Genomic DNA, 26575 nt, shown 5'->3' on the forward strand with positions numbered 1-26575 from the left:
GTGTCGCTACCCGAAAGCGGGTCGGCAAGAGCCCGGCTAAATCACAACAAACGGGATGATTCGTCCGATACGCCTGAATGGTCTAGGGTTGTTACAGGCGAACTCATATGTTCGTGTGTCACATGCCGTGACGCCGGACACGTCCAGGAGCATGCCAGAATGTTTAAAGCCAGCGAGGTGCTGCAGGGCGATTTCCTGCGCAGCCAGCCAACGGAATTCCTGCACAAGGTCAGTGCCAATTACGCTGTTGATGAGGACAGCTATCTGCGTGAGTTGATCGAACTCGCGCAGGACCAGGATCTGAGTGCGATTACGCGCAAGGCCAGCCAGCTGATTGTGGATGTACGCAAGCGTGACAACGCGGTCGACAGTATCGACGCGCTGCTGCAGCAGTACAGCCTGGATACCCAGGAAGGCATCATGCTCATGTGTCTGGCCGAGGCGCTGCTGCGCGTGCCGGATGCCGATACCGCCGATGCGCTGATCCGTGACAAGCTCAACGCTGCGCAGTGGGACCGGCACCTCGGGCAGAGCGAGCATACGCTGGTGAACGCCGCGGCCTGGGGCCTGGTGATGACCGGCAAGGTGGTCAACATGGATCAGCGTCAGGATGGCACGCCGGGTACCGTGCTGGGGCGTCTGATCAAGCGCAGCGGTGAGCCGGTCATTCGCGCCGCCATGATGCAGGCGATGAAGATCATGGGGCGCCAGTTCGTGCTCGGGCGCACCATCACCGAAGCGTTGAAGAACGGCAAGCCGCAACGCGACCAGGGCTACACCTACTCCTTTGATATGCTCGGCGAGGCGGCGCTGACCCGTGCCGACGCCGAAAAGTATTTCCAGGACTACAGCAAGGCGATCGCCGCGCTGGTAGACGACAAATACAAGGGCCGCAGCCCGAAACCGACGATTTCGATCAAACTCTCCGCTTTGCATCCGCACTATGAAACCGCGCGCGAAGAGCAGGTGCTCAAAGAGTTGGGTGACAGTGTGCTGGCGCTGGTGCGGCAGGCACGCGTAGGCGACGTGGGTATTACCATCGACGCGGAAGAGGCTGACCGCCTTGAACTGTCGCTGAAACTGTTCGAACGCGTATATCGCCACCCGGATGTGCAGGGCTGGGGCAACTTCGGCCTCGTCGTACAAGCCTACTCCAAGCGCGCGTTGCCGGTGCTGTGCTGGCTGACGCTGGTTGCCCGCTCCCAGGGTGATCGTATTCCGGTACGTCTGGTCAAGGGCGCCTACTGGGACTCCGAGATCAAGTGGTCGCAACAGGCTGGCCTCAGCAGCTACCCGGTATTTACCCGCAAGGAGGCGACCGATGTCTCCTATCTGGCATGTGCCCGCTACCTGCTCAGCCCGCTGACCGAAGGCCATATCTACCCGCAGTTTGCTACCCACAATGCGCACACCGTTACCTGCATTCTGGAGCTGGCGGGTCGCCGCGAGTTCGAGTTTCAGCGCCTGCACGGCATGGGGGATGCGCTGTATGACACGGTGATTGAGCAGGCCAAGTGCCCGGTGCGCATTTATGCGCCGGTAGGAGCCCACAAGGACCTGCTGCCGTATCTTGTTCGCCGCCTGCTTGAGAACGGCGCCAATTCGTCCTTTGTGCACAAGCTGGTTGACCCGCGTGTACCGGTCGACAGTCTGACGACTCATCCGGTTAACGCGCTCAAGCGTCATGCCTCGCTGGCCAATCCGCGCATTCCGCTGCCGCCTGCATTGTTTGGTGACGCGCGCCGAAACTCCCGCGGTGTGAACATGAACATCCTCAGCGAATGGCTGCCGTTGAAGGACGAGTTGGACAAGTGGTGGGATGCCCGCTGGAGCGGCGCTCCGCTGGTTAACGGCAAGCGTCTGCAAGGGGAGGGGCGCCCGGTCATGTGTCCCTACGAGCTGAGCCATCAGGTCGGTGAGGTGGTCTGGGCCTCGGCCGATCAGACCCGCTCCGCGATTGATAGCCTGAGCAGCGCCTTTGTGCGCTGGAATGCGACCCCGGTTGATGAGCGTGCAGCGATTCTTGAGCGTACCGCCGACAAGCTCGAAGAACACATGCCCGAGCTGATGGCCCTGTGTACCCGCGAGGCGGGCAAGCTGTTGCAGGACGGCATCGATGAAGTGCGTGAAGCAGTTGATTTCTGTCGCTTCTACGCCATGCAGGCGCGCCAGCGCTTCGCTACCATCACCCTCCCGGGGCCGACCGGTGAAAGCAACGAGCTGTATCTGCAAGGACGCGGCGTGTTTGCCTGCATCAGTCCGTGGAACTTTCCGCTGGCGATCTTCCTCGGTCAGGTCAGCGCGGCGCTGGTCTGCGGCAACACCGTGGTTGCCAAGCCGGCCGAGCAGACCAGTCTGGTTGCCGTACGCTGCGTTGAGCTGATGCATGAAGCCGGCCTGCCGGGTGACGTGCTGGCACTCTTGCCGGGTGATGGGGCACAGGTTGGTAGCGTCATCACGTCCGACCCGCGTATCGCCGGTGTGGCCTTCACCGGCTCCACCCAGACAGCCCATGTGATCAACCGCGCGCTGGCCGCCCGCAACGGCGCGATTGCGCCGATGATCGCCGAGACCGGTGGTCAGAACGCCATGATTGTCGACTCCACTGCCTTGCCCGAGCAGGTGGTCAACGATGTGGTGCACTCGGCGTTCCAGAGCGCCGGTCAGCGCTGCTCTGCGTTGCGCGTGCTGTTTGTGCAGGAAGACATCGCCGAGCGAGTTATCGAACTGCTTAAGGGGGCGATGGCCGAGCTGCATGTGGGTGATCCTGCACGTCGAGACACCGATGTTGGCCCGGTGATCGACGCTGATGCCCGTGACGGGCTGCTCAAGCATATTCGAGAAATGAAACAGGCCGGACGTCTGATCGCCGAGACACCGGTACCCGAATCGCTGAACGGTCACTTCGTGGCGCCGGTCGCTTTCCGTCTCGACAGCATCAACGAGCTGAGCGAGGAGCATTTTGGCCCGGTTCTTCACGTTGTAACCTGGCGCGCACGGGATCTCGACAAGATCATCGATGACATCAACGCGACCGGTTTTGGTCTGACCCTCGGCGTACATACGCGTAACGAGGATACCGCAGAGCATATCGACGCACGGGTGCGCATCGGCAACGTCTACATCAATCGCAACCAGATCGGTGCGGTTGTCGGGGTGCAACCTTTCGGTGGTCAGGGCCTCTCCGGCACTGGTCCCAAGGCGGGTGGTCCGCATTATCTGCTACGGTTTGTCACGGAGCGTACGCGAACCATCAACACTACGGCGGTAGGTGGTAATGCCAGTCTGCTTTCACTTGGTGACGGGGAGCCCTGAGGCGGCGGCGACTGGCGAAAAGAAGCAACAGGGATGAATCAGCAGCACGGACAGTTCAGCAACCATAGATGCGTGAACCGGTTAGTTGGGTGACAATAGCTACCTGCTCGCGGATCGGGTTACCCCTGGCCCGCGAGAACCATTCACGAATCTCCAAGAGAGAGAATAAAAATGGAAGGTAATACTGCAGTCGTTACGGCGACGTTTATCGTGTACATCGGGGTGATGCTCGCACTGGGCTATATCGCCTACAAGCGCACCACCAACCTGTCGGATTACATTTTGGGGGGGCGCTCGTTGGGCCCGGGCACGGCGGCATTGTCTGCCGGCGCATCGGATATGAGTGGCTGGCTGCTGCTGGGCTTGCCCGGTTATGCGCTGTCAGCCGGTTACGAGGCATCCTGGATTGCCATCGGTCTGTTGCTGGGGACTTGGGCAAACTGGTTGATCGTGGCGCGCCGTCTGCGGGTTTACTCGCACCTGGCCAGTGACTCACTGACGCTGCCGGCTTACTTCGAGAACCGTTTCGAAGACAACAGCCGGATGCTGCGGGTTATCTCGGCCGTGTTCATCCTGTTGTTCTTCCTGTTCTACACCAGTTCCGGTCTGGTCGCAGCCGGCAAGCTGTTCGAGAGCACCTTCGGCTTTGGTTACGAGCTCGCCGTTGTCATCGGCACGCTGGCGATCATCTCCTACACCTTCTTCGGCGGGTTTCTCGCGGTATCCTGGACCGACGTTATTCAGGGTCTGCTGATGGCCGCAGCGCTGATTGTCGTGCCGGTTATGGCACTCAACGTCGTGGGTGGATGGGATGCAGTGCACGGAGCCATGGAAGCACGCAACCCTGAACTGCTGAACCTCTGGACCAACGTAGAAGGCGAGCCGTTGGGCTTTATCGCCATTATTTCCCTGCTGGGCTGGGGTCTTGGCTATTTCGGTCAGCCGCACATTCTCGCGCGCTTCAAGGCGATCGAGAGTGATGCCGCACTGCCGACCGCCCGCCGCATCGCGGTCCTGTGGTCCGGCGTGTGCCTGCTGGCAGCGCTGGTGATCGGCTGGATCGGCATCGGTTACTTCGGTGAAGAAGGGCTGGCGGACGCCGAGACCGTGTTCCTCGCCCTGGTTCAGGCGCTGATGCATCCGCTGGTTGCGGGTATCCTGTTGGCTGCGGTGCTGGCTGCCATCATGTCCACTGCCGACTCCCAGCTGCTGGTGTCGTCCTCTGCTCTGGCCGAAGACTTCTACAAGGCACTGTTCCGTCGTGATGCGTCACAGCAGGAGCTGGTCTGGGTTGGTCGCGCGGCGGTTGTGGGTATCGCAGCGCTGGCTCTGGTCTTCGCTTTCAACCCTGAAAGTACCGTACTGGGTCTGGTGTCCTACGCGTGGGCCGGGTTTGGCGCCGCCTTCGGGCCGGCGATCATTCTGTCGCTGTTCTGGCGCCGGATGAATCGCTTTGGTGCGCTGGCCGGTATCATTGTTGGTGGCGTTACCGTGGTGGTGTGGAAGCAGATCGATACCATCGGTCTTTACGAAATCATCCCCGGTTTCATCCTTGCCACCATCGCCATTGTGGTGGTGACCCTGATCACCCCGGCTCCGGAAGGCAAGGTAGCCGATCAATTCGACGACATGGCTTCACGGTTCTGATCGTCTGAACGTAAAAAACCGCCGCACCCACAAGGGCCGGCGGTTTTTTTATGCTTGCGCTGCAGTGCCTAACCGCTGCACACGGTCAGCAGGAAGGTGTATTCCTCGGCAATGTCGCGCATGGCCTGGTAGCGGCCGCTGGCGCCGCCGTGCCCCGCGCTCATCTGCGTGCGCAGCAGCAGCGGTGCCTGATTGCTGCGTGTGGAACGCAACCGCGCAACCCACTTGGCCGCTTCCCAGTACTGCACGCGCACGTCATGGTAACCCGCGGTCACAAACAGGGCAGGGTAGGCCTTGGCGCCAACATTCTCGTAGGGTGCATAACCCTTGATGCGTGCGGCAACCTCCGGCTCGTTGGGATCGCCCCACTCTTCGTATTCACCGATAGTCAGCGGCAACTCCGGGTTGTTCATGGTGTTCCAGACATCCACGAACGGCACGTCTGCTACGGCTGCACGAAACAGCTCCGGGCGCTGGTTGATGACATTGCCGATCAGCAGGCCACCGGCACTGCCTCCAGCAATGACCAGGTGGCCGGGATCCGTTTTGCCTTGCTCGATCAGTTGCTCTGCGCAGCGGATAAAATCACTGAACGTATTGCCCTTGTGCTCCAGCTTACCCTGCTGATACCAGTACTCGCCCATTTCTGCGCCGCCGCGAACGTGCGCTATCGCAAAGCGCCAGCCGCGATCCAGCAGTGACAACCGGGCGTGGGAGAACCAAGGGTCCATAGATGCGCCGTAAGCACCGTAGCCATATAGATAAAGCGGACCGCTGCCGCTTGCATCGCTGCGCTCGATCAGGCTGACGGGAATGCGGGCACCGTCGTCAGCAATAGCCCAGAGTCGTTCGACCCGGTAGGCCTCTGGATCGAAGGGGCCCTCAACCGGTGTTTGCTTCAGCACCGTTTGCTCGCCGCTCTTGAGATTCAGAGCGCGAATCTCGGCCGGTCGATTCAGCGACTCATAGCGCAGTCGAACCTGTGGGCTCTGGTACTCCTCGCCGGTCTGCACATGGAGGCTGTAGGCGGCATCGGGCATCTGTACCTGATACGCGTCTGCGCCAACCGGCAGGACATCCAGCCGGCAAAGGCCATCGCATCGATACTGGAGAATCAGCGCGTCGCGCTGTACCTCGACATCCTCCAGGGTATGCGCCGGATCTGCAGGGCACAGCAGCTGCCAGTTCGACTGACCCGGTGTGACCGGATCACAGCAGTAGAGACCAAAGTTCTCTCCCGCAATGTTGCTGCGAATAATGAACCCCTGCTCACCATGGTCTGCGTCGTATTCGTGGCCTGTCTGTCGAGCGGCCAGACACTCCAGAGCCGCTTCCGGTCGGTCCGCCGGCAGAAAGTGCACCTCACTGGTGTTCTTGCTGCTGCTGGAGACGCAGATAAAGTGTTCGGAACTGCTGCGATAGACCGAGAGATAGAACAGCGCGTCCGGCTCGTCAAAGACCCTGACCGGCTCTTCGTCTCGACGCAGACGCCAGAGGTGAGCCGGGCGTGCGCTGTCATCCAGACTGATGGCGAACAGCGTGCGGTTATCGTTGGCCCAGCACAGGTTGCCACCGGCATTCTCCAGTGGCAGGGAGTAGATTTCATCATTCAGCAATGAGCGAACGTAAAGCCGATATACCTCGTTACCCTGGGTGTCCAGACTGTAGGCCAGCCAGTGCTGGTCCGGACTGACGCTGAAGTCGCCAAGCTCGAGAAAATCTTCATTTTCGGCGAGCTGATTCAGGTCCAGCAGCAACTGCTCGGTGCTGGTGTCGATGTGCAGGCTCTGGTCGGCCGGCCGGCGGCAGCGGTAGAAACGCGGATATTCAGCGCCGGCCTCGGTGCGCTGATAATACAGCCAGGCGCCCTTGGGGCTGGGTAGGCCCAGATCGGTCTCCCGGATGCGCCCACGAATCTCCTGAAACAGCTGTTCGCGAAGCTCGGCATGGGGCGCCATCCAGGCGTCGGTGTGATCATTCTCTGCCTGCAGATATTGGATGACCTCTGGTGTGTCGCGCTGCTCGAGCCAGCGGTAGGGATCTTCACCGGATTCGCGGCGGGCGATGGGTTGGTGCAGTTCAGGACTCATGGGCTAAAAACCGTTATCATGGCGCGGTTGATTTGATCGGACGGATGGCAGGCAATGTTCAACGAAGCAGAATATCAGACGGTCTGGTGGATCTATCTGGCGACGGCGGCAGGGTGCTGGCTTGTCTGGTGGAAGCTGACTGCTCTGACCCGCTGGTGGCTTATTCGTGAGCCGCTTTGTCTGGCCATGGCGGTCTTGCTGTTTACACCGGTTTCCGTCGAGGCTGACGGGACCTGGATGGCTCCGGCCACCCTGATCTATCTGCTCGATACGTTTCTGTCTACCGGTGAGAACCAGTCGCGCGTGCTTGGCGAGCTCAGCCTGGTGATGACGCTGGCGTTTGCCTGCTATGTGCCGGTTGCGGCGGTCCGCCTTGCAGTCCAGCGTTGGTGGCGCCGGCGTCATCCACAGGAAGACGAGCCGGCCGCCGCCGACGCCTGATCCCTTATTCTCCGTTGCGAGCCTCATACATCATGCGTGCCAGACGCATGATCTGCTCCTGGAATTCGGTACGCTGAGCGTCGGTCATAGGGCACATGTTCAGTTGCTCGAACAGACGATAACCCCGTACCGAGAAAAACAGGATGGCCGCCTGGGCTAGCCCCAGGGGAGACTTCTCCAGAATATCGAACAGCCCCTGGACGTTATCCGAGCTGGTCTGCAGCAAGGCCGGATTGCTGGCGGCGGCAGCGAAAATGGCCGAGTCCAGGTTCTTTTCCTCGCTGGATTCGCTCATGTTGCTGAGCAGCAATGCCTTGAGTTCGCGCATAGGCTCGTCGGGCAATACGCTTTCATAGGCGCCCCAGCGCACGCGAAAACGCTCAAGACGGTATTCGATCATGGCGCTCAGCAGCGCTTCGCGGTCGGGGAACATTTGTTGCAGCGTGGCTTCATCAATTTTGCTGCGTTCGCTCAGGCTGGCGAAGGTCAGTTGCGACGCGCCCAATTCACTGACGATCGCTTCTGCGGCACGAAAAATGATGACCTTGAGTGCATCCGGGTTCTGACTGCTGGGCGTGGTATCCACTGGTAACCCCCTGTGACTGACGTTCCTGCTCGCGGCCGATTCTGCTCGGGCGAGGGTAAAACGAGGCTGTTAGACGTGTTGCATCCGCGGGATACCCCGGGCGGCAGCAGGGGTTTCGGATGGCTTTTATGCCGCATAGGGTACGCGGTCGGGACGGCGGAGGCGAGTAGTTTTTAGCATTCTGCAGGCAACAAAAAACCCGGCCTGAGCCGGGTTTTTTTATTCAGTTCTCGGATTAACCGATGATCTGAATGTTTGCAGCCTGCTTGCCTTTCGGACCAGTGGTCACGTCAAAGGACACCTTCTGGTTCTCAGCCAGGGACTTGAAGCCCTGAACCTTGATCTCGGAGAAGTGGGCGAACAGGTCGTCTCCACCGCCATCCGGAGTGATGAAACCAAAACCTTTAGTGTCGTTGAACCACTTAACTGTACCAGTTGCCATTTCAGATAATTCCTATCAAATTGAAATACTTGAGCTTGCACTCAATTAAAGCGTGGGAATCAAAGATCACGAGAATGACAAACTTACGTACTGAAAAGTGCGCTTGCAGCCTACAACTCTATCTCTTGAAAACCTACGCGCTCACTCTGCGCCTTTCAGGGGGACAAGTCAAGACCTCAACAAGACCCCGTCACGGCGCGAATAAACGAAATTGAGTATACGACAGATTCAGGAAATGGCACGTCTTTCAAGATTTTTTTTCAGTAAGCCGGAAATGCCCGTTTTACGCGCCTTGCGTGGCGCGTCGGTAGGGGTAGACATCCAGTACCTGGCCCGCGCGAATCTGCTCCTGCAGGCCTTGCCAGTACCTGGCGTCGAACAGGTCACCGTGCAATCTGGAGAACAGTCTGCGCTGGTGCAGATCGGCAAACAGGAAAACCGGAAACTCTTCGGGGAACACGTCATTTGGTGATACCGAATACCAGGGTTCCGACGCCATTTCCTGTTCCGGGTAAAGCGCTTCCGGAATGACTCGAAAGTTAACCTCGGTCAGATAACTGATTTCGTCGTAGTCGTAAAACACTACGCGGCCATGGCGGGTAACACCAAAATTCTTCAACAGCATGTCGCCGGGGAAAATATTGGCAGCGGCCAGTTCCTTGATCGCCTTGCCATAATCGAGCAAAGCGTCGTGAGTCTGCTGTTCGCTGGCATTTTCCAGATAGATGTTCAGTGGCGTCATGCGGCGCTCGGTCCAGCAGTGCCGGATCAGAATGGTATCGCCTTCCTCAATGACGGTTGACGCGGCGACCTCCAGCAGCTCTTGCAGGCATTCGGGGTCGAAGCGATCACGCGGAAAGCGAAAATCGGCAAATTCCTGGGTGTCTGCCATGCGACCGACGCGATCGTGACGTTTAACCAGTCGGTATTTCTCGATGACGGTAGCCCGTTCGATGTTCTTCGAGGGGGCAAATCGGTCCTTGATAATCTTGAAGACCGTATTGAAGCCCGGCAGGGTAAATACGCTCATTACCATGCCGCGTACCCCGGGCGCCATGATAAACCGGTCATCCGAACTGGCCAGGTGGGCGATCAGCGAACGGTAAAACTCGGACTTGCCCTGCTTGTAGAAACCGATGGCGGTATAAAGCTCGGCCAGATGCTTGCCGGGCAGCAGGCGTTTCACGAAGGCGATCAGCTCACTGGGTACCGCACATTCGACCATGAAATAGGAGCGGGTGAAGGAGAAGATGATCGAAACGTCCGACTCATCGGTGATCACGGTATCGACGCTGATGCCCTGGTGCTCGCGGTTGACCAGCGGCAGCACAAAGGGCCATTGCTCCTGTTGGCTGATCAGGCGTCCGACCAGGTAGGCTCCCTTGTTGCGGTAGAACACACTCTGCACCATCTCGGCGGTCAGTCCGCGATCCATCTGCGCCCAGTCAGGCAGCCCCTGCTGCAGCTCACTGACAATCATCTCGACATCCCGGGTCATGTCTTCCCAGGGCACATCGAAGCTGTATTCACTGAGAATCTGGTGGGCCAGCCCCTGCAGCGACCCCTCGGAGATGAAGCCACGGGTCAGGGAGATGCGTGAGGGCGGGCGGCTAACCGGCCGGGTGCTATGGACGAACATGGTTTCGTCGCTGATCTGGTCGTGCTGATGCAGGCTGCAGAATACCGAGTTGAACCAGGTCTCTGCGAGTTCGTCGTCAAAGCGCTGATCAATCAGGGTAATGTAGGAGAGGCGAATATCGGGCCAGGCCGCGACATTGCGCACCTGCTCGCCAAGTTCGGATGCGGCAAGACGTTCAGCGGTGTCCTGTACCTGTTCTTCGTAGGCGTTGATCCGCAGGGTAGAGGCTTCCTGAATGTCGTTCCAGCGGGCTTGCTCGAAGCGCGCTCGGGCGCCGGCGGTCAGGTCGCGAAAGATGCGACGGTAGCGGTCAAAGCCGGAAAGAATCTGCTGAGCTATCTGATCGGAAGCCTGGGACATGAGAGCGCCTGCGGGTAGGGGAGCGAATGCCCGCAGCATAGCCAGTCAGGGGCAGACTGGGAAGGGTGTGCTGCGATCCGCCGCACCGTGTCAGGGTGCGGCGGGCGCGGCTGTTACTGCACGGTTTCCTGATCGGTGAACAGGTCGCTGAACAGCATGGTGGACAGGTAGCGCTCGCCGGAATCCGGCAGGACGACGACGATGGTTTTGCCTTGCATCGCTGGCTCCTCTGCGACCCGCACTGCTGCCGCCATGGCCGCACCGCAGGAAATGCCGACCAGAATGCCTTCCTCGCGCATCAGGCGCAGCGCCATGTCCTTGGCTTCGTCATCACTGACCTGTTCAACGCGATCAACCATGCCCAGATCAAGGTTGGCAGGCACGAAGCCGGCACCAATGCCCTGGATCTTGTGCGGGCTGGGTTTGACCTCATCACCCTGCAGCGTCTGGGTGATTACCGGGGAGGTCGCCGGTTCAACCGCGATAGAAGTTATCTTCTTGCCGCAGGTCAGCTTGATGTAGCGAGAAATGCCGGTAATGGTACCGCCGGTGCCGACGCCGGCGACCAGCACGTCAATGCTGCCGTCGGTGTCGTTCCAGATTTCCGGACCGGTGGTCTTTTCGTGAATGGCCGGGTTGGCCGGGTTCTCGAACTGCTGCAGCAGAATGTATTGCTCCGGGTGCTGGGTGGCCAGCTCCTGTGCCTTTTCGATAGCACCCTTCATGCCCTTGGCCGGATCGGTCAGTACCAACTCGGCACCCAGCGCCTTGAGTACCTTGCGGCGCTCCAGACTCATTGATGCGGGCATGGTCAGCACCAGCTTGTAGCCGCGGGCGGCTGCAACGAATGCCAGGCCGATGCCGGTGTTGCCAGAGGTTGGCTCGACAATGGTCATGCCCGGCTTCAGGCGGCCGCTGGATTCGGCATCCCAGATCATGCTTGCGCCGATACGGCACTTGACCGAATAGGCAGGGTTGCGGCCTTCGATCTTGGCCAGAATGGTCACGCCCTTCGGGCCGAGGCGATTGATACGAACCAGCGGCGTGTTGCCGATGGCCTGGGAGTTGTCTGCGAAGATGCGGCTCATGGCACGACTCCTTGTTGTAAATGCTGCAGGGCAGGGGGGGGGATCAGGCCAATCAGCCTATGCCGGGCGCCGGCACCCGTCAATGCGATGCGCGGTGCTTTCGGGGGCGGTGGTGGCGCAAATCTCGTCGCCAATAATGAAGGGGTATCAGCCAGCCTTTGGTTGTGCCATGTCGCGTTTACAGTGAAAATCGTCGCAAGCTATAGTGCTTGATCCATTTTTCGTGCAATGCCTGGTCTCTATTACACCGGGCTCCGGCCCAAGGAACACTCAGATGAAGTTCGAAGGTACTCAGTCCTACGTCGCAACCGACGACCTCAAACTGGCGGTTAACGCTGCCATTACCCTGGAACGCCCGCTGCTGATCAAGGGCGAGCCGGGCACGGGTAAAACCATGCTGGCCGAGCAACTGGCCGAGTCCATGGGCGCCAAGCTGATTACCTGGCACATCAAATCCACCACCAAGGCGCATCAGGGGCTGTATGAGTATGACGCGGTAAGTCGTCTGCGTGATTCCCAGTTGGGCGTCGACAAGGTGCATGACGTTGCCAACTACATCAAGAAAGGCAAGCTCTGGGAAGCGTTCGAGTCCGAAGAGCGTGCCATTCTGCTGATCGATGAAATCGACAAGGCCGACATCGAGTTCCCGAACGACCTGCTGCAGGAACTCGACAAGATGGAGTTCTACGTTTACGAGACCAATCAGACCATCAAGGCCAAGCAGCGCCCGATCATCATCATTACCTCCAATAACGAGAAAGAGCTGCCGGACGCCTTCCTGCGTCGTTGCTTCTTCCACTACATTGCCTTCCCGGATCGCGAGACCATGAAGAAGATTGTGGAAGTGCATTTCCCGAAGATCGAGCAGACACTGCTGTCCGAAGCCATGGATATCTTCTTCGATGTGCGCAAGGTACCCGGTATTAAGAAGAAGCCGTCTACCTCCGAGCTGGTTGACTGGCTGAAGCTGCTGATGGCTGATCAGATTCCCGAGGCCGTTCTGCGTGACCGCGATCCGACCAAGGCGATTCCGCCGCTGTACGGTGCGCTGGTCAAGAACGAACAGGATGTCCAGCTGCTGGAACGCCTCGCCTTCATGACGCGTCGTCAGAACCGTTAAGAGGGAGGTGCCCGATGTTACTGGGCCTGTTCAATGAGATGCGGGCAGCCAAGGTACCGGTCTCGGTACGTGAGCTGCTCGACCTGATCAACGCGTTGAAGCACCACGTCGTGTTCGCCGATATGGACGAGTTCTACTATCTGGCGCGTACGGTCATGGTCAAGGACGAGCGGCACTTCGACAAGTTCGATCGTGCCTTTGGCGCCTATTTCAAGGGGCTGGAAAACCTCGATCAACTGATTGAGGCGATGATCCCCGACGACTGGCTGCGCAAGGAATTCGAGCGCATGCTGACCGAGGAGGAAAAAGCCAAGATCCAGACGCTCGGCGGTCTTGACAAGCTGATCGAGGAGTTCAAAAAGCGCCTCGAAGAGCAGAAAGAGCGCCACGAGGGCGGCAACAAGTGGGTCGGGACCGGCGGCACCAGTCCCTTTGGTTCCGGTGGCTTCAACCCTGAGGGTATTCGCGTCGGCGACGCCGGAAAGCGCCAGGGCAAGGCGGTCAAGGTCTGGGATCAGCGCGAATACAAGAACCTGGATGATCAGGTCGAGCTGGGGACACGCAATATCAAGGTGGCGCTGCGTCGCCTGCGCAAATTCGCGCGTCAGGGCGCTGCAGACGAACTGGACATTGACGGCACCATCGACCACACCGCCAAGGATGCGGGTCTGCTGAATATCCAGATGCGTCCGGAGCGGCGTAACGCGGTCAAGCTGCTGCTGTTGTTCGATATCGGCGGCTCGATGGATGCGCACATCAAGGTGTGCGAAGAGTTGTTCTCCGCCTGCCGTACCGAGTTCAAGCACCTGGAGTATTACTACTTCCATAACTGCGTCTATGAGTCGGTGTGGAAGAACAACATGCGTCGCACCAGCGAGCGCACCTCGACGCTGGACCTGCTGCACAAGTACGGTCCGGACTACAAGGTGGTGTTTGTCGGAGACGCGGCCATGGCGCCCTACGAAATCACTCAGCCGGGCGGCAGCGTAGAGCACTGGAACGAAGAGGCGGGCTACGTCTGGATTCAGCGCTTCATGGAGAAGTACAAGAAGCTCATCTGGATTAACCCGTATCCGAAGGATGCCTGGGAATACACCTCTTCAACCAAGCTGATTCGCGAACTGGTCGAAGACAAGATGTACCCCTTGACCCTGCAGGGCCTGGAAGACGGGATGAAGTACCTCAGCAAGTAGGCGGCGGCTTCGCCGCCGCAGCCAGAAGCTGCAAGCTATAAGCCACAAGCAGTCCCTGCAGGGGCTGCTTGTGGCGGCTGATTCGGCACATTCGCTTCCAGCTCCAAAACAAAACCCGGCACAAGGCCGGGTTTGTTTTTAGCTTGAGGCTTGCCGCTTGTAGCTTCCAGCGGCGGCAGCGAAAGCTGCCGCTCAGCCCAACTGCACCGCCGGCGCCTGCGGACGGTCGATGCTGACCTTCTCGGTGGGCGCCATTACGGTGGCGACACCATCCACAACCTGCTTGCCGTCCTGATTGATCACGCGGGTGGCGATTTTTACCCGGTTCTTTGGCAGTTTTTCCAGCACTTCCAGCTCAATGGTGATGTTGTCGCCCAGGCGTACCGGGCGCAGAAAGCTCAGTTCCTGGCCGATGTAGATGCTGCCCGGCCCCGGCAGTTCGCAGGCAATGGCGGCGGAGATCAGTGCGCCGGAGAACATGCCGTGGGCAATGCGACCCTTGAACGGGGTGGCTGCGGCAAATTCTTCGTCCAGGTGGACCGGGTTGACGTCGCCGGACACCGCAGCGAACAGCAGCAGGTCGCTCTCCTGTACCTGGTGGGCAAGGCTGGCCTTGTCGCCAATGTTGAGTTCGTCGTAAATGCGGTTTTCAAGCTTCTGCATGGCTGCGGCTCCGTTGTACGGGGGTGGGCAGGTGCCGGTCCAGCCAGCCGAGCAAATCGGAGATGACCTCATCCCGATTGATCTCATTGAAGGCTTCGTGCCGGGCACCCGGATAAAGCCGCAATTCTACCTGTGAAAGTCCGGCGGCGTGCAACCGTTGCTGCAGCTTTGCCAGGCCGTTTCCGGCGCTGACGGGGTCGCGCTCGCCGCCCAGTATCAGAATGGGCAGGTCGCGCCGTATCGACGCCAGTTGATCGGCTGTCGCAATACGTCCAAGCGCGTCGAACAGGCGCTGCCAGTAGTGACCACTGAGCACGAACCCGCAAAGCGGGTCAGCTACATAGCGGTCGACCTGAACAGGGTCCCGGCTGAGCCAGTCAAACGCAGTGCGGGGTGCACCGAAGGCGCGGTTGAAGCGACCGAACGAGAGTGTGCTCATGGTGTGTGCGGGCGCATCGGCACCACGCAAGCGGCTTTCCAGTGCTGCCATTACCTGGCCGATACGGCAGAGAATCCGGGGGTTGGCGTTGCTGCCGCTGAGCACTGCCAGATCGACGCAGTCGGAATGGGTGAGCAGCAGGCTTTGGACGACGTAGCTGCCCATGCTGTGCCCGAGCAGGATCAGCGGGTGCTCCGGCGCAGCGTCTCTGGCATGCCTGATCACTTGCAGCAGGTCGTTGGTCAATGCCTCCCAGCCGGCACCGGGGGTAAGTTGCCCACGAGCCATTTCGGGCGTACTCAGACCGTGACCACGCAGATCCAGCGCCCATACCTTAAGGCCGGTGGCGTTCAGTTGTTCCGCCAGTGCCTGATAGCGTGCGCCGTGTTCGGCCATGCCGTGACAGATGACGACGCTGGCGCGCACTGGCAATGCGCTGGGCCAGTGGTGAATGTTCAGGCGGGCGCCGTCAGGTGCAGTTAACGCCAGGGTGGAGTAGGGCATCGGTCAGTCGTCCTGTGCTTGTTGTTCTTGTTGTTTACGGGCAGTCGCTGCAGGCATGCTAGTGCCCGCGGGAGGAGCGGTATTCACAAATCAAATGAAACACTCCAGCATTTTGTATTTGCGCAAAGCCCTGTTAGCTTTGAGCCACTTTATCAGTAGTGCCAAGAGCTTCAATGCTCAATCGATGCCAACGACTGGCGTCGCCAATATAAGAAACTGCACCACCGGGGAATAGGAGAATAACAATGGATGCGTCCTTCTGGGCTGACAAACGGCCGGCGGGGATTCCCAACGACATCGATCTGACACAGTACAGCTCGATTATCGACGTCTTTGACCAGGCTTGTGTGAAGCACGCCAAGTTGGCAGCCTTCAGCAACATGGGGGTCACCCTGACCTACGCTGACCTGGATCGTCTGTCAGCCGCCTTCGCCAGTTATCTCCAGCAGCACACCGACCTTGAGCCCGGCGACCGTATTGCCGTGCAAATGCCTAACGTGCTGCAGTTCCCGATTGCTGTTTTCGGTGCGATTCGTGCCGGACTGGTGGTGGTCAACACCAATCCGCTCTATACCGCCCGGGAGATGCGTCACCAGTTCCAGGACTCTGGTGCCAAGGCGCTGATCTACATGAACATGTTTGGGCATCTGGTGGAGGAAGTGCTGCCTGATACCGAGATCAAGTACCTGTTTGAGGCGCGCATGGGTGACATGCTGCCCGGTCTCAAGGGCATGCTGGTCAACGCTGCGGTCAAGCACGTTAAAAAGCTGGTCCCGGATTACTCGTTGCCGCAGGCGGTACCGTTCAAGGCAGCACTCAAGCGCAGCAACGGCCGGCGCCCGAGCGGTGTTACCCGCACGCTGGACGACGTGGCAGTGCTGCAATACACCGGCGGCACTACCGGTGTTGCCAAGGGGGCCATGCTGACCCACGGCAACCTGGTGGCCAACATGCTGCAGGTGTACGCCAACATGCAGCAGCTCGACAGCAACGGCCAGAAGATCAACGGTGAGCCTGGCGAGGTGATCATTGCACCGCTGCCGCTGTATCACATCTTTGCTTTCACCGTGAACTGCATGTGCATGATGATCGCCGGGCACCATAACGTGCTGATCACCAATCCGCGCGATATTCCCGGCTTTGTCGCCGAGCTGAAAAAGTGGCAGTTCTCGTCGATTGTCGGCCTCAATACGCTGTTTGTCGCGTTGATGGATCATCCCGAGTTTGAAAAGCTGGATTTCTCTCGCCTTAAAAGTACCGGTTCCGGCGGCACTGCACTGGTCAAGGCCACTGCCGAGCGCTGGCAGAAAAAGACCGGCTGCGTCATTGGTGAAGGCTATGGCCTGACCGAGTGCTCACCCGTTGTGACCTCCAGCCCGGGCGATGGTTTGGCGCGTCTGGGCTCGGTTGGCCTGCCGGCACCGGGGACAGCCCTCAAGGTCATTGATGAAAACGGCAACGAGCTGCCTATCGGCGAGCGTGGCGAGCTGTGCGTCAAAGGCCCGCAGGTAATGAAGGGCTACTGGAATCGCCCGGAAGCGACTGCAGAGGTACTGGATGCCGACGGCTGGTTCCGTACCGGTGACGTGGCGATCATCGACGAAGACGGCTTTGTGTCGATTGTTGACCGCATCAAGGACCTGATCATTGTGTCCGGTTTCAACGTCTATCCCAACGAGATTGAAGACGTGGTGGCTGCCCATCCCAAGGTCGCCAATGCGGCGGCCATCGGCGTGGAAGACGAGAAATCCGGCGAAGCGGTCAAGCTGTTTGTTGTGCCCAGCGACAAGAGCCTGACCGTTGACGAGCTCAAGGCATACTGCCGCGCGAATTTCACCGGGTACAAGGTGCCCAAGCATTACGAGATTCGTGAGTCGCTGCCCATGTCGGCGGTTGGCAAGATTCTGCGTCGCGAGCTGCGCGACCAGTAATCCTCTGCCTGCGAGGGTGACCCGCCGGTCACTCTCGCAGGCGCTCAAAGCCAAGCTTCATGCACCCTGGATGCCTGTCCGGGGTGCTGGTCTGCCTCTGGAAAAGCTGCTAGTCTTCGGGCTCTTTGGCCCCTCGGGTGCGTCAAATAGACGCTTGCCTGGGGGCAGACTGAGTGTCGTGACAAGAGTGCTGAAAGCACCAAAAGACAACCGAACATACGATAAGACAGCAGCAATACCTGTTCAGGAGCCGGCCTACATGCTTGAAAATTTCTGGAAAGACAAATATCCAGCGGGTGTTTCCCCTGAAATCGATCCCGACCAGTACCCCAACGTTCTCGCCGTTCTCAAAGACTCCTGCCAGCGCTTCGCCAACAAGCCTGCCTTTACCAACCTCGGAAAGACACTCACCTACGGTGACCTTTACACTCTCTCGGGTCACTTTGCTGCCTACCTTCAGAAGCATAGCGGCCTGCAGCCGGGCGATCGTATCGCTATTCAGATGCCGAACGTTTTGCAGTATCCGATTGCCGTGTTCGGCGCGATGCGTGCCGGCTATGTGGTAGTCAATACCAACCCGCTTTACACCCCGCGGGAAATGGAACACCAGTTCAACGACTCCGGCGCCAAGGCGCTGGTCTGCCTGGCCAACATGGCGCATATGGCAGAAGAAGTAGTGCCCAAGACCGGCGTCAAGCATGTCATCGTCACCGAGCTCGGCGATATGCTGCCTCCGCTCAAGCGCGTGCTGATCAATGCGGCGGTCAAGTACCTCAAGAAGATGGTACCGTCCTACAACATTCCGGGCATGGTCCGCTTCAACGATGCCATGGCCAAGGGACGCAGCCTGAGTCTGGCAGAAGCCAGTCCGGCGTCTGGCGACATCGCCGTGTTGCAGTACACCGGTGGCACTACCGGCGTTGCCAAGGGTGCGATGCTGACGCACCGCAACCTGGTTGCCAACATGTTGCAGGCCAAGGCGCTGATGGGCTCGAACATGATTGATGGCGAAGAAGTCGTGATCTGCCCGCTGCCGCTTTATCACATCTATGCCTTCACCTTCCACTGCATGGCAATGATGGTCAGCGGTAACCATAACGTGCTGATCACCAACCCGCGTGATATCCCGTCCTTTGTGAAGGAGTTGTCCAAGTTCCAGTTCACCGGCTTTGTTGGCCTCAACACCTTGTTCGTTGCTCTGTGTAACGATGCCGCTTTCCGTGCGCTGGATTTCAGCAGGTTCAAGGTCACCCTGTCCGGTGGTATGGCGCTGCAACTGGCTACCGCCGAGCGCTGGAAGCAGGTTACCGGGTGCGATATCTGTGAAGGCTTTGGCATGACCGAAACCAGCCCGGTTGCTACGGTTAACCCGATCAGCAACATCCAGCTGGGCACCATCGGTATTCCAGTACCGTCCACCCTGTGCAAGGTCATCGATGAAGACGGCAACGAGCTGCCGCTGGGTGAGCGTGGCGAGCTGTGCGTCAAGGGCCCGCAGGTAATGAAGGGCTACTGGCAGCGTCAGGAAGCAACCGATGAGATCCTGGACGCCGAAGGCTGGCTGAAAACCGGTGACATTGCGATCATTCAGGAAGACGGCTACCTGCGCATTGTTGACCGCAAGAAGGACATGATTCTGGTATCCGGTTTCAACGTGTACCCGAACGAGCTGGAAGATGTCATGGCGACCCTGCCGGGCGTGGTGCAGTGTGCTGCCATTGGCGTGCCGGACGAGAAATCGGGCGAAGCGATCAAGGTGTTCCTGGTCAAATCTGCCGACTCGACCCTGACCGAGAAAGACGTGATCGCCCATATGCGCAGCAGTCTGACTGCCTACAAGGTGCCCAAGCACGTTGAGTTCCGCGACGCTCTGCCGACCACCAACGTCGGCAAGATCCTGCGCCGCGAACTGCGTGACGAAGAGCTGAAGAAACTCGCCAGCCAGTAAGCTGCACCGGTCGCTTCGATTTTGCGACAATACAGCCCCGCCCGGCACTGCCGGGCGGGGTTTTTTAATGCCAAGGATCAACCATGTCAGCCAAGCACTCCAATGCACCCGATTTTTCCCAGGTCATGGCCAGCGATCGTCATCGCCTGCAGCAGCAGTTTCAGCGCCTGCCCAAGGACGATCAGGGCAAGGCCGCTGCAGCCTGGCTGGAGCGCTTTAACGCTTCAAGCGAGAAGGTGGCCGAGCGCGCCCGGCTGATCCCGAAGATCATTTACCCGGACGCGCTGCCTATTGCCGACAAGCGGGAGCAGATCAAGGCCGCTATTGCCGACAATCAGGTGGTGGTGATCGCCGGCGAGACCGGCTCAGGCAAGACCACCCAGTTGCCGAAGATCTGTCTGGAACTGGGGCGCGGCACCCACGGTGTGATCGGCCATACCCAGCCGCGGCGACTGGCTGCGCGCAGCGTGGCATCGCGGATTGCGGAAGAGCTGGGCACTCCGCTGGGTGAGCTGGTCGGTTATCAGGTGCGCTTTACCGATCAGACCTCAGAGCGCTCGCTGATCAAGCTGATGACCGACGGCATTCTGCTGGCCGAAACCCAGAATGACCGTTACCTCAGCCGCTATGACACCCTGATCATCGACGAGGCGCACGAGCGCAGCCTCAATATCGATTTCCTGCTGGGTTACCTCAAGACCATCCTGGCCAAGCGGCCTGATCTGAAGGTGATCATCACCTCGGCAACCATTGATCTTGAGCGGTTCTCGGCCCATTTCGACAATGCGCCGGTGATTGAAGTGTCCGGTCGTACCTACCCGGTGGATGTCTGGTATCGGCCGCTCAGCGCCGAACGGGACGAAGAGGGCAACACGGTCGAGGAAGACCTAAGCATCGACCAGGGCATCGTTGCCGCGCTGACCGAGATTCAGCAGTTTGAGCGCAGTCAGGGCAAGTCGCCGGGTGACGTGCTGGTGTTTCTGCCGGGCGAGCGGGAGATTCGCGATACCGCCGAGTACCTGCGCAAGGCCAACCTGAAGCACACCGAGATTCTGCCGTTGTATGCGCGGCTGTCGGCTGCCGAACAGCAGAAGATTTTTTCCTCCCATGCCGGGCGGCGTGTGGTGCTGGCAACCAACGTGGCGGAAACCTCGCTGACGGTGCCGGGCATCGTTTATGTGATTGACCCGGGCGAGGCGCGCATCAGCCGCTACAGTCCGCGCTCCAAGGTGCAGCGGCTGCCGGTGGAAGCTGTCTCGCAGGCCAGTGCCAACCAGCGCAAGGGCCGGTGCGGCCGGGTTGCCCCCGGTATCTGTGTGCGGCTGTTCAGCGAGGAAGACTTCCTCGCTCGCTCGGAGTTCACCGACCCGGAGATTCGCCGCACCAACCTGGCCTCGGTCATTCTGCAGATGCTGCATCTGCGCCTTGGCCGCATCGAGGATTTCCCGTTTATCGAGCCGCCGGATGGCCGGGCCATCAGCGACGGTTTCACCTTGCTGCAGGAACTGGGCGCAGTTGATCGCAGCGGCGCAATGACTGATATCGGTCGCCAGCTGGCGCGCCTGCCGGTTGATCCGCGCATTGGTCGGATGTTGCTGGAAGGGGCTCGTCAGGGCTGCCTGGCCGAGCTGGCGGTGATTGCCAGCGCGCTGGCTGTGCAGGATCCGCGCGAACGTCCGCTGGAAAAGCAGCAGGCAGCCGATCAGGCCCATGCCCAGTGGAACGAGGAGGGCTCGGACTTTGCCGCCTTCCTGAATCTGTGGAACGGTTTTGAGAGCCAGCGTCAGGCACTGACCCAAAGCCAGCTGCGCAGCTGGTGCCGTCGCAATTTCCTGAATTATCTGCGTCTGCGTGAGTGGCGCGAAACCCATCGGCAGATTCGTCTCACCTGCCGCGACATGGGACTGGAAGAAAACAAACAGCCTGCGTCCGGCGAGCCGATACACAAGGCGCTGCTCGCGGGTCTGCTCAGCCACCTCGGCAACAAGACCGAGGAGGGCGATTATCTCGGCGCACGGCAACGCCGCTTCCTGCTGCATCCGTCCTCGGGTCTGGCGAAGAAAAAGCCGGCCTGGGTGATGGTCGCCGAGCTGACCGAAACCCGCCGTCTGTATGGTCGGCTGGCGGCAAAGATTGATCCGGTGTGGGTCGAGCCGCTGGCGGCGCACCTGGTCAAGACCAGCCACAGTGAACCGCACTGGGAGAAAAAGCGCGGTCAGGTCGTGGCCTTTGAGCAGGTCTCGCTGTACGGCCTGATCATCGTGCCAAAGCGCAAGGTGCACTTCGGCCCGATTGATCCGGTTGTCTCGCGCGAACTGTTTATTCGCCAGGCGCTGGTGGCAGGCGAGTGGCACGGCAGGGCGGCCTTCAACAAGGCCAACCAGCAGTTGCTCAGCCAGCTGGATGAACTGGAAGCCAAGGCACGCAAGCGCGATATCGTGGTGGACGAGGAAACGCTTTACCGCTTCTTTGATCAGCGCATCCCCGAGAACATCTACCAGCTGGCGAGTTTCGAGCGCTGGCTCAAGCGCAGCAGCGAGACCGATCCCAAGCTGCTGCACATGACCCGCGATGACCTGCTGCAGCGCGAGGCCAATGATGTCAGCGCCGATCTGTACCCGGATCTGCTGCGCTGGGAGAGTGTGGCACTGCCGCTCAGCTATCACTTCGAGCCGGGCCATCCGGCAGATGGCGTGACCGTGCGTATTCCTGCTTCGCTGCTGCGGCGTATCGACCCGCAGCGGCTCGACTGGCTGGTGCCCGGGCTGTTGTTCGACAAGTGCGTGGCGCTGGTGCGTGGTTTGCCAAAGGCCATTCGTAAGAACTTTGTCCCGGTGCCGGACTTTGTCCGCGCCGCGCTGGAGCGCATGCCGTTTGCCGACGGCAGCCTGACCCAGGCGCTCGGCCGCGAGCTGACGCGCATGACCGGTGTGCGGCTGGATGACGATGCCTGGGCTGATGTGGAGCTGGAAGACCATCTGCGCATGCGTATCGAGGTGGTCGATGCGGTCGGTAAGCCGATCTGTGCCGGCCGCGATTACAGCGCGTTGTGCGCCCAGATTGACGGTCTGCCGCTGCAGGCCGCGATGCCAGTTGCTGAAGACAAGCCCAAGGCGCCCGCCCAGGTGCCCGGCAGCTATGCGTTGCCGGAAACCCTGGTGCGCAAGCAGGCGGGTATTGCCGTCAACTTCCATCCCGCCTGGGTGGAGCAGGGCGAGGACGTGGTCGAACAACTGTTTGATGTGCCGCAGGTCGCGTTGCGTGAGCATCGATTTGGCATTCAGCGCTTGCTGCTGCAAAGTCCTCAGTTGAACGAGCAGGCGCGTTACCTGCGCCAGAAGCTGACCACCCTCAAGGACGCAGCCATCTACTACCGTGACCTGGGCACCCAGAAGCAGTTGACCGATGATGTGCTGCTGGGCGCGATTGATCGGGTGTTTTTGCCTGCCGGGGCACCATTGCCCCGCGATGCCGAGACGTTGGCTGCGCTGATCGAGGCCGGCCGCGGCGACTGGGTGCCGGCGTGCGAGCAGCTGGCGAGTCAGGTGCTGGCGATCCTCAAGCAGTGGCACGGGCTGCGCAAGCGCTTCAAGGGTAAGGTCGAACTGGCCCACGCGCTGGCCATGAACGATGTTCGCGAGCAACTGTCTGAACTGGTCTTCCCGGGCTTTGCGCGGCAGGTGCCGGGCGAATGGCTGAGCCAGTACCCGCGGTATCTGAGTGCGATCGAGCAGCGCCTCGACAAACTGCCGGGTCAGGTGCCGCGTGATCGCGCCTGGACCGATGAGCTGCAAGGTTACTGGCAGCAATACAAGGCCTTGAGTGAGCGCTTCCAGCGCGAAGGTCGCTGGGACCCGAGACTGGAAGAATGGCGCTGGATGCTGGAGGAGTATCGGGTGTCGCTGTTTGCCCAGCAGCTTGGCACGCGGATGCCGGTCTCGGGCAAGCGGCTGGCAAAACTGTGGCGGGAAATAACCGCCTGACAGCACGGCTGACAATGCACGGCGTGACGGGGTGACTGGAGTGATCGAGCCTATTCGGGTGGCAAGTGACAACGGCGGCCAATTGCAGCTGCAGCGCCTGGGCGCAGCGCCAACGTCGGGGCCTGTGGTCCTGTTGCTGCATGGTGCCATGTCCGACAGTCGGGTATTTTTGCCTGCCGAACACGGGCTGGCCCGTTATCTTGCGGAGCAGGGCTGCTGCGTTTACGTAGCCGATCTGCGCGGCCACGGTGACAGTCAGCCCGCGCTCGGTGGGCCGCAGCCGATTCGCATGTGGGACCTGTTGCAGGCCGATATTCCGGCCCTGCTTGAATGGCTGCGCTCCGAACACCCCGATCAGCGGCTGTTTGTCGTCAGCCACGGCTGGGGTGGCGTGTGGCTGGCGGCAGCGTTGATCCGCAAGCCCCAGTTGCTGGCCTCGATCTGCGGGCTGGTGCAGCTCGGCGTGCGCCGTCGAGCGCTGGCCGGTGGCCGTTTTACCCGCTTTGCCCGGCGCTGTATCTGGGGGGCGTTGGCGTCTGTTGCCGGTCGGTTCAAGGGGCGCATCCCGGCCTGCTCAATGGGACTGGGCAGTCACGATGAGAGCGTCGATGTTCACACCGTTTGCCTGGCCTGGGAGCGCGGCGAATGGCGTGATCTTGAGGATGGTTTCGACTATGCTAGCGCCTTGAAGAGTCTGGCGTGGCCCCCCAGCCTGTATCTGGCTGGCGATCGTGATCGCGTGTTGGGGCACATGCAGGATGTCAGACGGTTTGCCCACGAGTTGGGCAGACATGATGCACAGGTAATCTTGCTGGAAAAGGGCCGGGGTTGCTCGCGCCATTACGGGCACACCGATCTGCTCACCCATCCGCAGGCAGAGCAGGATCATTTCCCGCTGATTGCCGACTGGCTGGCTCAGCGCCAGCAACCTACGCACACACAAGAGCTGTTCCCTCGCTGTAGCGCAGCGGACGTTGAGGGAGCGGCGTACATTACATGAGAAGAGGACCGACCGTGCACAGAGTCGTGATCAGCGGAACAGGTTTGTTTACCCCGTCCGAGAGCATCAGCAATGAAGAGCTGGTTGCCAGTTACAATGCCTACGTAGAGCGTTTCAACGCTGAGAATGCCGCAGCTATCGAAGCCGGTAGCGTTGAACCCCTGGCGTGCTCCAGTACCGAGTTTATCGAGAAGGCATCGGGCATCAAGGCTCGCTATGTCATTAACAAGAGCGGCATCCTGGACGTGGATCGCATGGTCCCTTCCATTCCCGAGCGCAGCGACGACGAACAATCGCTGCTGTGCGAGATGGCCGTGAAGGCTGCCCATCAGGCGCTTGAAGCTGCGGGTCGCACACCGGCTGATATCGATGGCGTCATCGTTGCCTGCTCCAACCTGCCGCGCGCCTATCCGGCACTGTCGGTTGAAGTGCAGGAAGCACTGGGCATCGAGGGTTTCGGGTTCGACATGAATGTGGCCTGCTCCTCGGCCACCTTCGGTATTCAGAATGCAGCCAATACCGTTGCCCTCGGTCAGGCCCGCGCCGTGCTGATGGTCAACCCTGAAGTCTGTACCGGCCACATGAGTTTCCGCGATCGCGACAGCCATTTCATCTTTGGTGATGCCTGCACCGCGGTGGTTATCGAGCGCGCCGAAGATGCGGTCTGCGAACACCCTTACGAGATCCTTGGCACCAAGCTGCTGACCAAGTTCTCCAACAATATCCGCAACAACTTCGGCTTCCTCAACCGCTGTGACGAGTCCGGCATCGGCGCGCGCGACAAGCTGTTCATGCAGAACGGTCGCAAGGTGTTTCGCGACGTATGCCCGATGGTCGCCGAACTGATCGGTGAGCACCTGACCGAAACCGGTCTCGCTGTTGCCGACGTCAAGCGCTTCTGGCTGCACCAGGCCAACCTCAACATGAACATGCTGATCGCCCGCAAGCTGCTCGGTCGTGACCCCAGCGTAGAAGAAGCGCCAGTGGTGCTTGACCAGTACGCGAACACCAGTTCTGCCGGTTCGATCATCGCGTTCCACCAGCACCAGGCTGACCTGCCGGTCGGCAGCCACGGAGTGATCTGCTCCTTCGGCGCGGGTTACTCCATCGGTAGCGTCATCGTCCGCAAGGGCTGATCCGTGTGACCGACGAGCAGGATCTGATTCAGCGCCTGCTCGCCGGAGAACAGGGCGCGTACCGTCAGCTGGTATCCACTTACCAGGGGGGCATGCGGGCGGTCGCGACGGCGATTGTCGGAATCGCCAATGCCGAAGAAGTGGTGCAGGAAAGCTGGCTTGCGGTCGTGCGCAACCTCAACGGGTTTGCCGCGCGCTCAAGTCTCAAGACCTGGCTGCTTACCATCACCGCCAACACCGCAAAGTCGCGCCTGCGCAAACAGCGTCGCGAGGTCCTGCTCGACGACCTGACTGGGCCGCATGGCTCCATCGACGACCGACGCTTTGCATCTGACGGGCACTGGGCCGGGGAGCTGCCGCTCTGGCACAGCGACTCACCCGAAGCATTGCTTGACGAGCAGGCATTGCGTGATTGCCTCGAACATACCCTGAACTCGCTCTCCGAGCTGCAGCGCAGTGTGTTGCTGCTGCGTGAACGGCAGGGGCTCGAATTAACCGACATTTGTAACCTGCTGGACATCTCGCACTCCAATGTCAGGGTGCTGCTGCATCGCGCCCGTCTGAGTGTATTTGCGACGCTGGAGCATTTTGAGGTAACGGGCGAATGTTGACGTGCAAGGAGCTGGTTGGGCGGTCAAGCGATCTGCTGGATGGCGAGCTGAAGTTCAAGCAGCGCCTGGCGGTTGCGGCGCATCTGGCTGTCTGTCTGCGTTGCCGACGGTTCATTCGCCAGCTGCGGCTCAGTCAGCGGGTCATCCGCCAGCTGCCAGACGCCGATGTGGCGGAGCTGGACGCGTTGATCAAGGCAATGCAGGCGGTTCGCCGCGACCATCACTGACTCGTCAATCAGCGCTCGTACGTTTCCGACGGGTGTCGGCCGCGTCATCCTCGACTGCTCTGAACCCCTCTATCTCGATGCTTTCAAGGTAAAGCTGTTTCCGTCTTCCTGGCGGATGTGCTGCGTACGGAAAAAGTTCCCCTGTCATCGAATGTTCATGTCCGCGCAACTGATCTGAAATATGGCGCTGCCAGTATTCCCTCCAACACCGG

General features: G+C 60.0%; 19 protein-coding genes. 12 read left to right on the forward strand and 7 right to left on the reverse strand.

The genetic code is table 11. The annotated features are described in order from the left end of the window. Positions 1 to 159 precede the first annotated feature (159 nt). Both putA and putP read left to right on the forward strand, forming a co-directional pair. Positions 160 to 3315 carry a bifunctional proline dehydrogenase/L-glutamate gamma-semialdehyde dehydrogenase PutA gene (putA, locus tag ACZ5WQ_RS03915; protein ID WP_233049513.1) on the forward strand — a complete coding sequence of 1052 codons (3156 nt, stop codon included), beginning with the start codon at positions 160 to 162 and terminating at the stop codon, positions 3313 to 3315. Between the two features lie 171 nt (positions 3316 to 3486). Beyond that, the gene (gene putP, locus ACZ5WQ_RS03920; RefSeq protein WP_228246509.1) at positions 3487 to 4962 is read left to right on the forward strand and encodes a sodium/proline symporter PutP; all 1476 of its coding nucleotides are present in this window, start codon (positions 3487 to 3489) and stop codon (positions 4960 to 4962) included. A 68-nt stretch (positions 4963 to 5030) separates the two neighbouring features. On the opposite strand, the gene ACZ5WQ_RS03925 is transcribed toward putP, so the two are convergent. After that, the gene (locus tag ACZ5WQ_RS03925) at positions 5031 to 7052 is read right to left on the reverse strand and encodes a S9 family peptidase (RefSeq protein WP_464383175.1); all 2022 of its coding nucleotides are present in this window, start codon (positions 7050 to 7052) and stop codon (positions 5031 to 5033) included. Positions 7053 to 7106: 54 nt separating this feature from the next. On the opposite strand from ACZ5WQ_RS03925, the gene ACZ5WQ_RS03930 reads away from it, so the two are divergent. After that, a complete protein-coding gene (locus ACZ5WQ_RS03930) occupies positions 7107 to 7493 on the forward strand; it encodes an MFS transporter (RefSeq protein WP_088275130.1) in 387 nt (128 codons plus the stop codon). Positions 7494 to 7497: 4 nt separating this feature from the next. On the opposite strand, the gene ACZ5WQ_RS03935 is transcribed toward ACZ5WQ_RS03930, so the two are convergent. The 4 genes from ACZ5WQ_RS03935 to cysK all read right to left on the reverse strand — a co-directional run bounded on the left by ACZ5WQ_RS03935 (position 7498) and on the right by cysK (position 11608). Beyond that, entirely contained in the window at positions 7498 to 8079 is a 582-nt protein-coding gene (locus tag ACZ5WQ_RS03935; RefSeq protein ID WP_088275128.1) for a TetR/AcrR family transcriptional regulator, read from the reverse strand. A gap of 235 nt (positions 8080 to 8314) precedes the next feature. Next, a complete protein-coding gene (locus ACZ5WQ_RS03940; RefSeq protein ID WP_083727464.1) occupies positions 8315 to 8521 on the reverse strand; it encodes a cold-shock protein in 207 nt (68 codons plus the stop codon). 283 nt (positions 8522 to 8804) lie between these two features. Then, entirely contained in the window at positions 8805 to 10520 is a 1716-nt protein-coding gene (aceK, locus tag ACZ5WQ_RS03945) for a bifunctional isocitrate dehydrogenase kinase/phosphatase (protein WP_464383176.1), read from the reverse strand. Between the two features lie 113 nt (positions 10521 to 10633). After that, a complete protein-coding gene (gene cysK, locus ACZ5WQ_RS03950; RefSeq protein ID WP_228246506.1) occupies positions 10634 to 11608 on the reverse strand; it encodes a cysteine synthase A in 975 nt (324 codons plus the stop codon). A gap of 274 nt (positions 11609 to 11882) precedes the next feature. On the opposite strand from cysK, the gene ACZ5WQ_RS03955 reads away from it, so the two are divergent. Together ACZ5WQ_RS03955 and ACZ5WQ_RS03960 are read left to right on the forward strand one after the other, a co-directional pair. Next, a complete protein-coding gene (locus ACZ5WQ_RS03955; protein WP_104739552.1) occupies positions 11883 to 12728 on the forward strand; it encodes an AAA family ATPase in 846 nt (281 codons plus the stop codon). 14 nt (positions 12729 to 12742) lie between these two features. After that, on the forward strand, positions 12743 to 13921 hold the full coding sequence (locus ACZ5WQ_RS03960) for a vWA domain-containing protein (protein WP_088275120.1): 1179 nt from the start codon (positions 12743 to 12745) through the stop codon (positions 13919 to 13921). A gap of 192 nt (positions 13922 to 14113) precedes the next feature. Here the strand turns inward: ACZ5WQ_RS03960 and ACZ5WQ_RS03965 are convergent, their stop codons facing one another. Together ACZ5WQ_RS03965 and ACZ5WQ_RS03970 are read right to left on the reverse strand one after the other, a co-directional pair. Then, entirely contained in the window at positions 14114 to 14584 is a 471-nt protein-coding gene (locus ACZ5WQ_RS03965; RefSeq protein ID WP_088275118.1) for a MaoC/PaaZ C-terminal domain-containing protein, read from the reverse strand. Next, complete coding sequence (locus tag ACZ5WQ_RS03970; protein WP_464383177.1) at positions 14571 to 15527, reverse strand: alpha/beta fold hydrolase; 957 nt, start codon at positions 15525 to 15527, stop codon at positions 14571 to 14573. Before ACZ5WQ_RS03970 ends, ACZ5WQ_RS03965 begins: the two co-directional genes overlap by 14 nt. 245 nt (positions 15528 to 15772) lie before the next feature. Here ACZ5WQ_RS03970 and ACZ5WQ_RS03975 point away from each other — a divergent pair, with 245 nt between their 5' ends. From ACZ5WQ_RS03975 to ACZ5WQ_RS04005, 7 genes are all read left to right on the forward strand, one after another. Continuing rightward, positions 15773 to 17458, forward strand: a complete 1686-nt coding sequence (locus tag ACZ5WQ_RS03975) for a long-chain-fatty-acid--CoA ligase (RefSeq protein ID WP_464383178.1) — start codon at positions 15773 to 15775, stop codon at positions 17456 to 17458. Positions 17459 to 17717: 259 nt separating this feature from the next. Further along, a complete protein-coding gene (gene fadD1 / locus ACZ5WQ_RS03980; protein ID WP_338213563.1) occupies positions 17718 to 19406 on the forward strand; it encodes a long-chain-fatty-acid--CoA ligase FadD1 in 1689 nt (562 codons plus the stop codon). 83 nt (positions 19407 to 19489) lie between these two features. Then, on the forward strand, positions 19490 to 23389 hold the full coding sequence (gene hrpA, locus ACZ5WQ_RS03985; protein WP_464383179.1) for an ATP-dependent RNA helicase HrpA: 3900 nt from the start codon (positions 19490 to 19492) through the stop codon (positions 23387 to 23389). Positions 23390 to 23429: 40 nt separating this feature from the next. Next, on the forward strand, positions 23430 to 24389 hold the full coding sequence (locus ACZ5WQ_RS03990) for an alpha/beta fold hydrolase (RefSeq protein ID WP_269687548.1): 960 nt from the start codon (positions 23430 to 23432) through the stop codon (positions 24387 to 24389). 14 nt (positions 24390 to 24403) lie between these two features. Next, positions 24404 to 25525 carry a beta-ketoacyl-ACP synthase III gene (locus ACZ5WQ_RS03995; RefSeq protein WP_088275107.1) on the forward strand — a complete coding sequence of 374 codons (1122 nt, stop codon included), beginning with the start codon at positions 24404 to 24406 and terminating at the stop codon, positions 25523 to 25525. Then, a complete protein-coding gene (locus tag ACZ5WQ_RS04000) occupies positions 25525 to 26136 on the forward strand; it encodes an RNA polymerase sigma factor (RefSeq protein ID WP_464383618.1) in 612 nt (203 codons plus the stop codon). Before ACZ5WQ_RS03995 ends, ACZ5WQ_RS04000 begins: the two co-directional genes overlap by 1 nt. Continuing rightward, entirely contained in the window at positions 26130 to 26363 is a 234-nt protein-coding gene (locus tag ACZ5WQ_RS04005; RefSeq protein WP_269687547.1) for an anti-sigma factor family protein, read from the forward strand. Before ACZ5WQ_RS04000 ends, ACZ5WQ_RS04005 begins: the two co-directional genes overlap by 7 nt. The last annotated feature ends 212 nt before the right edge of the window (positions 26364 to 26575 follow it).

Source organism: Halopseudomonas sp. T1L2, from assembly GCF_055397385.1.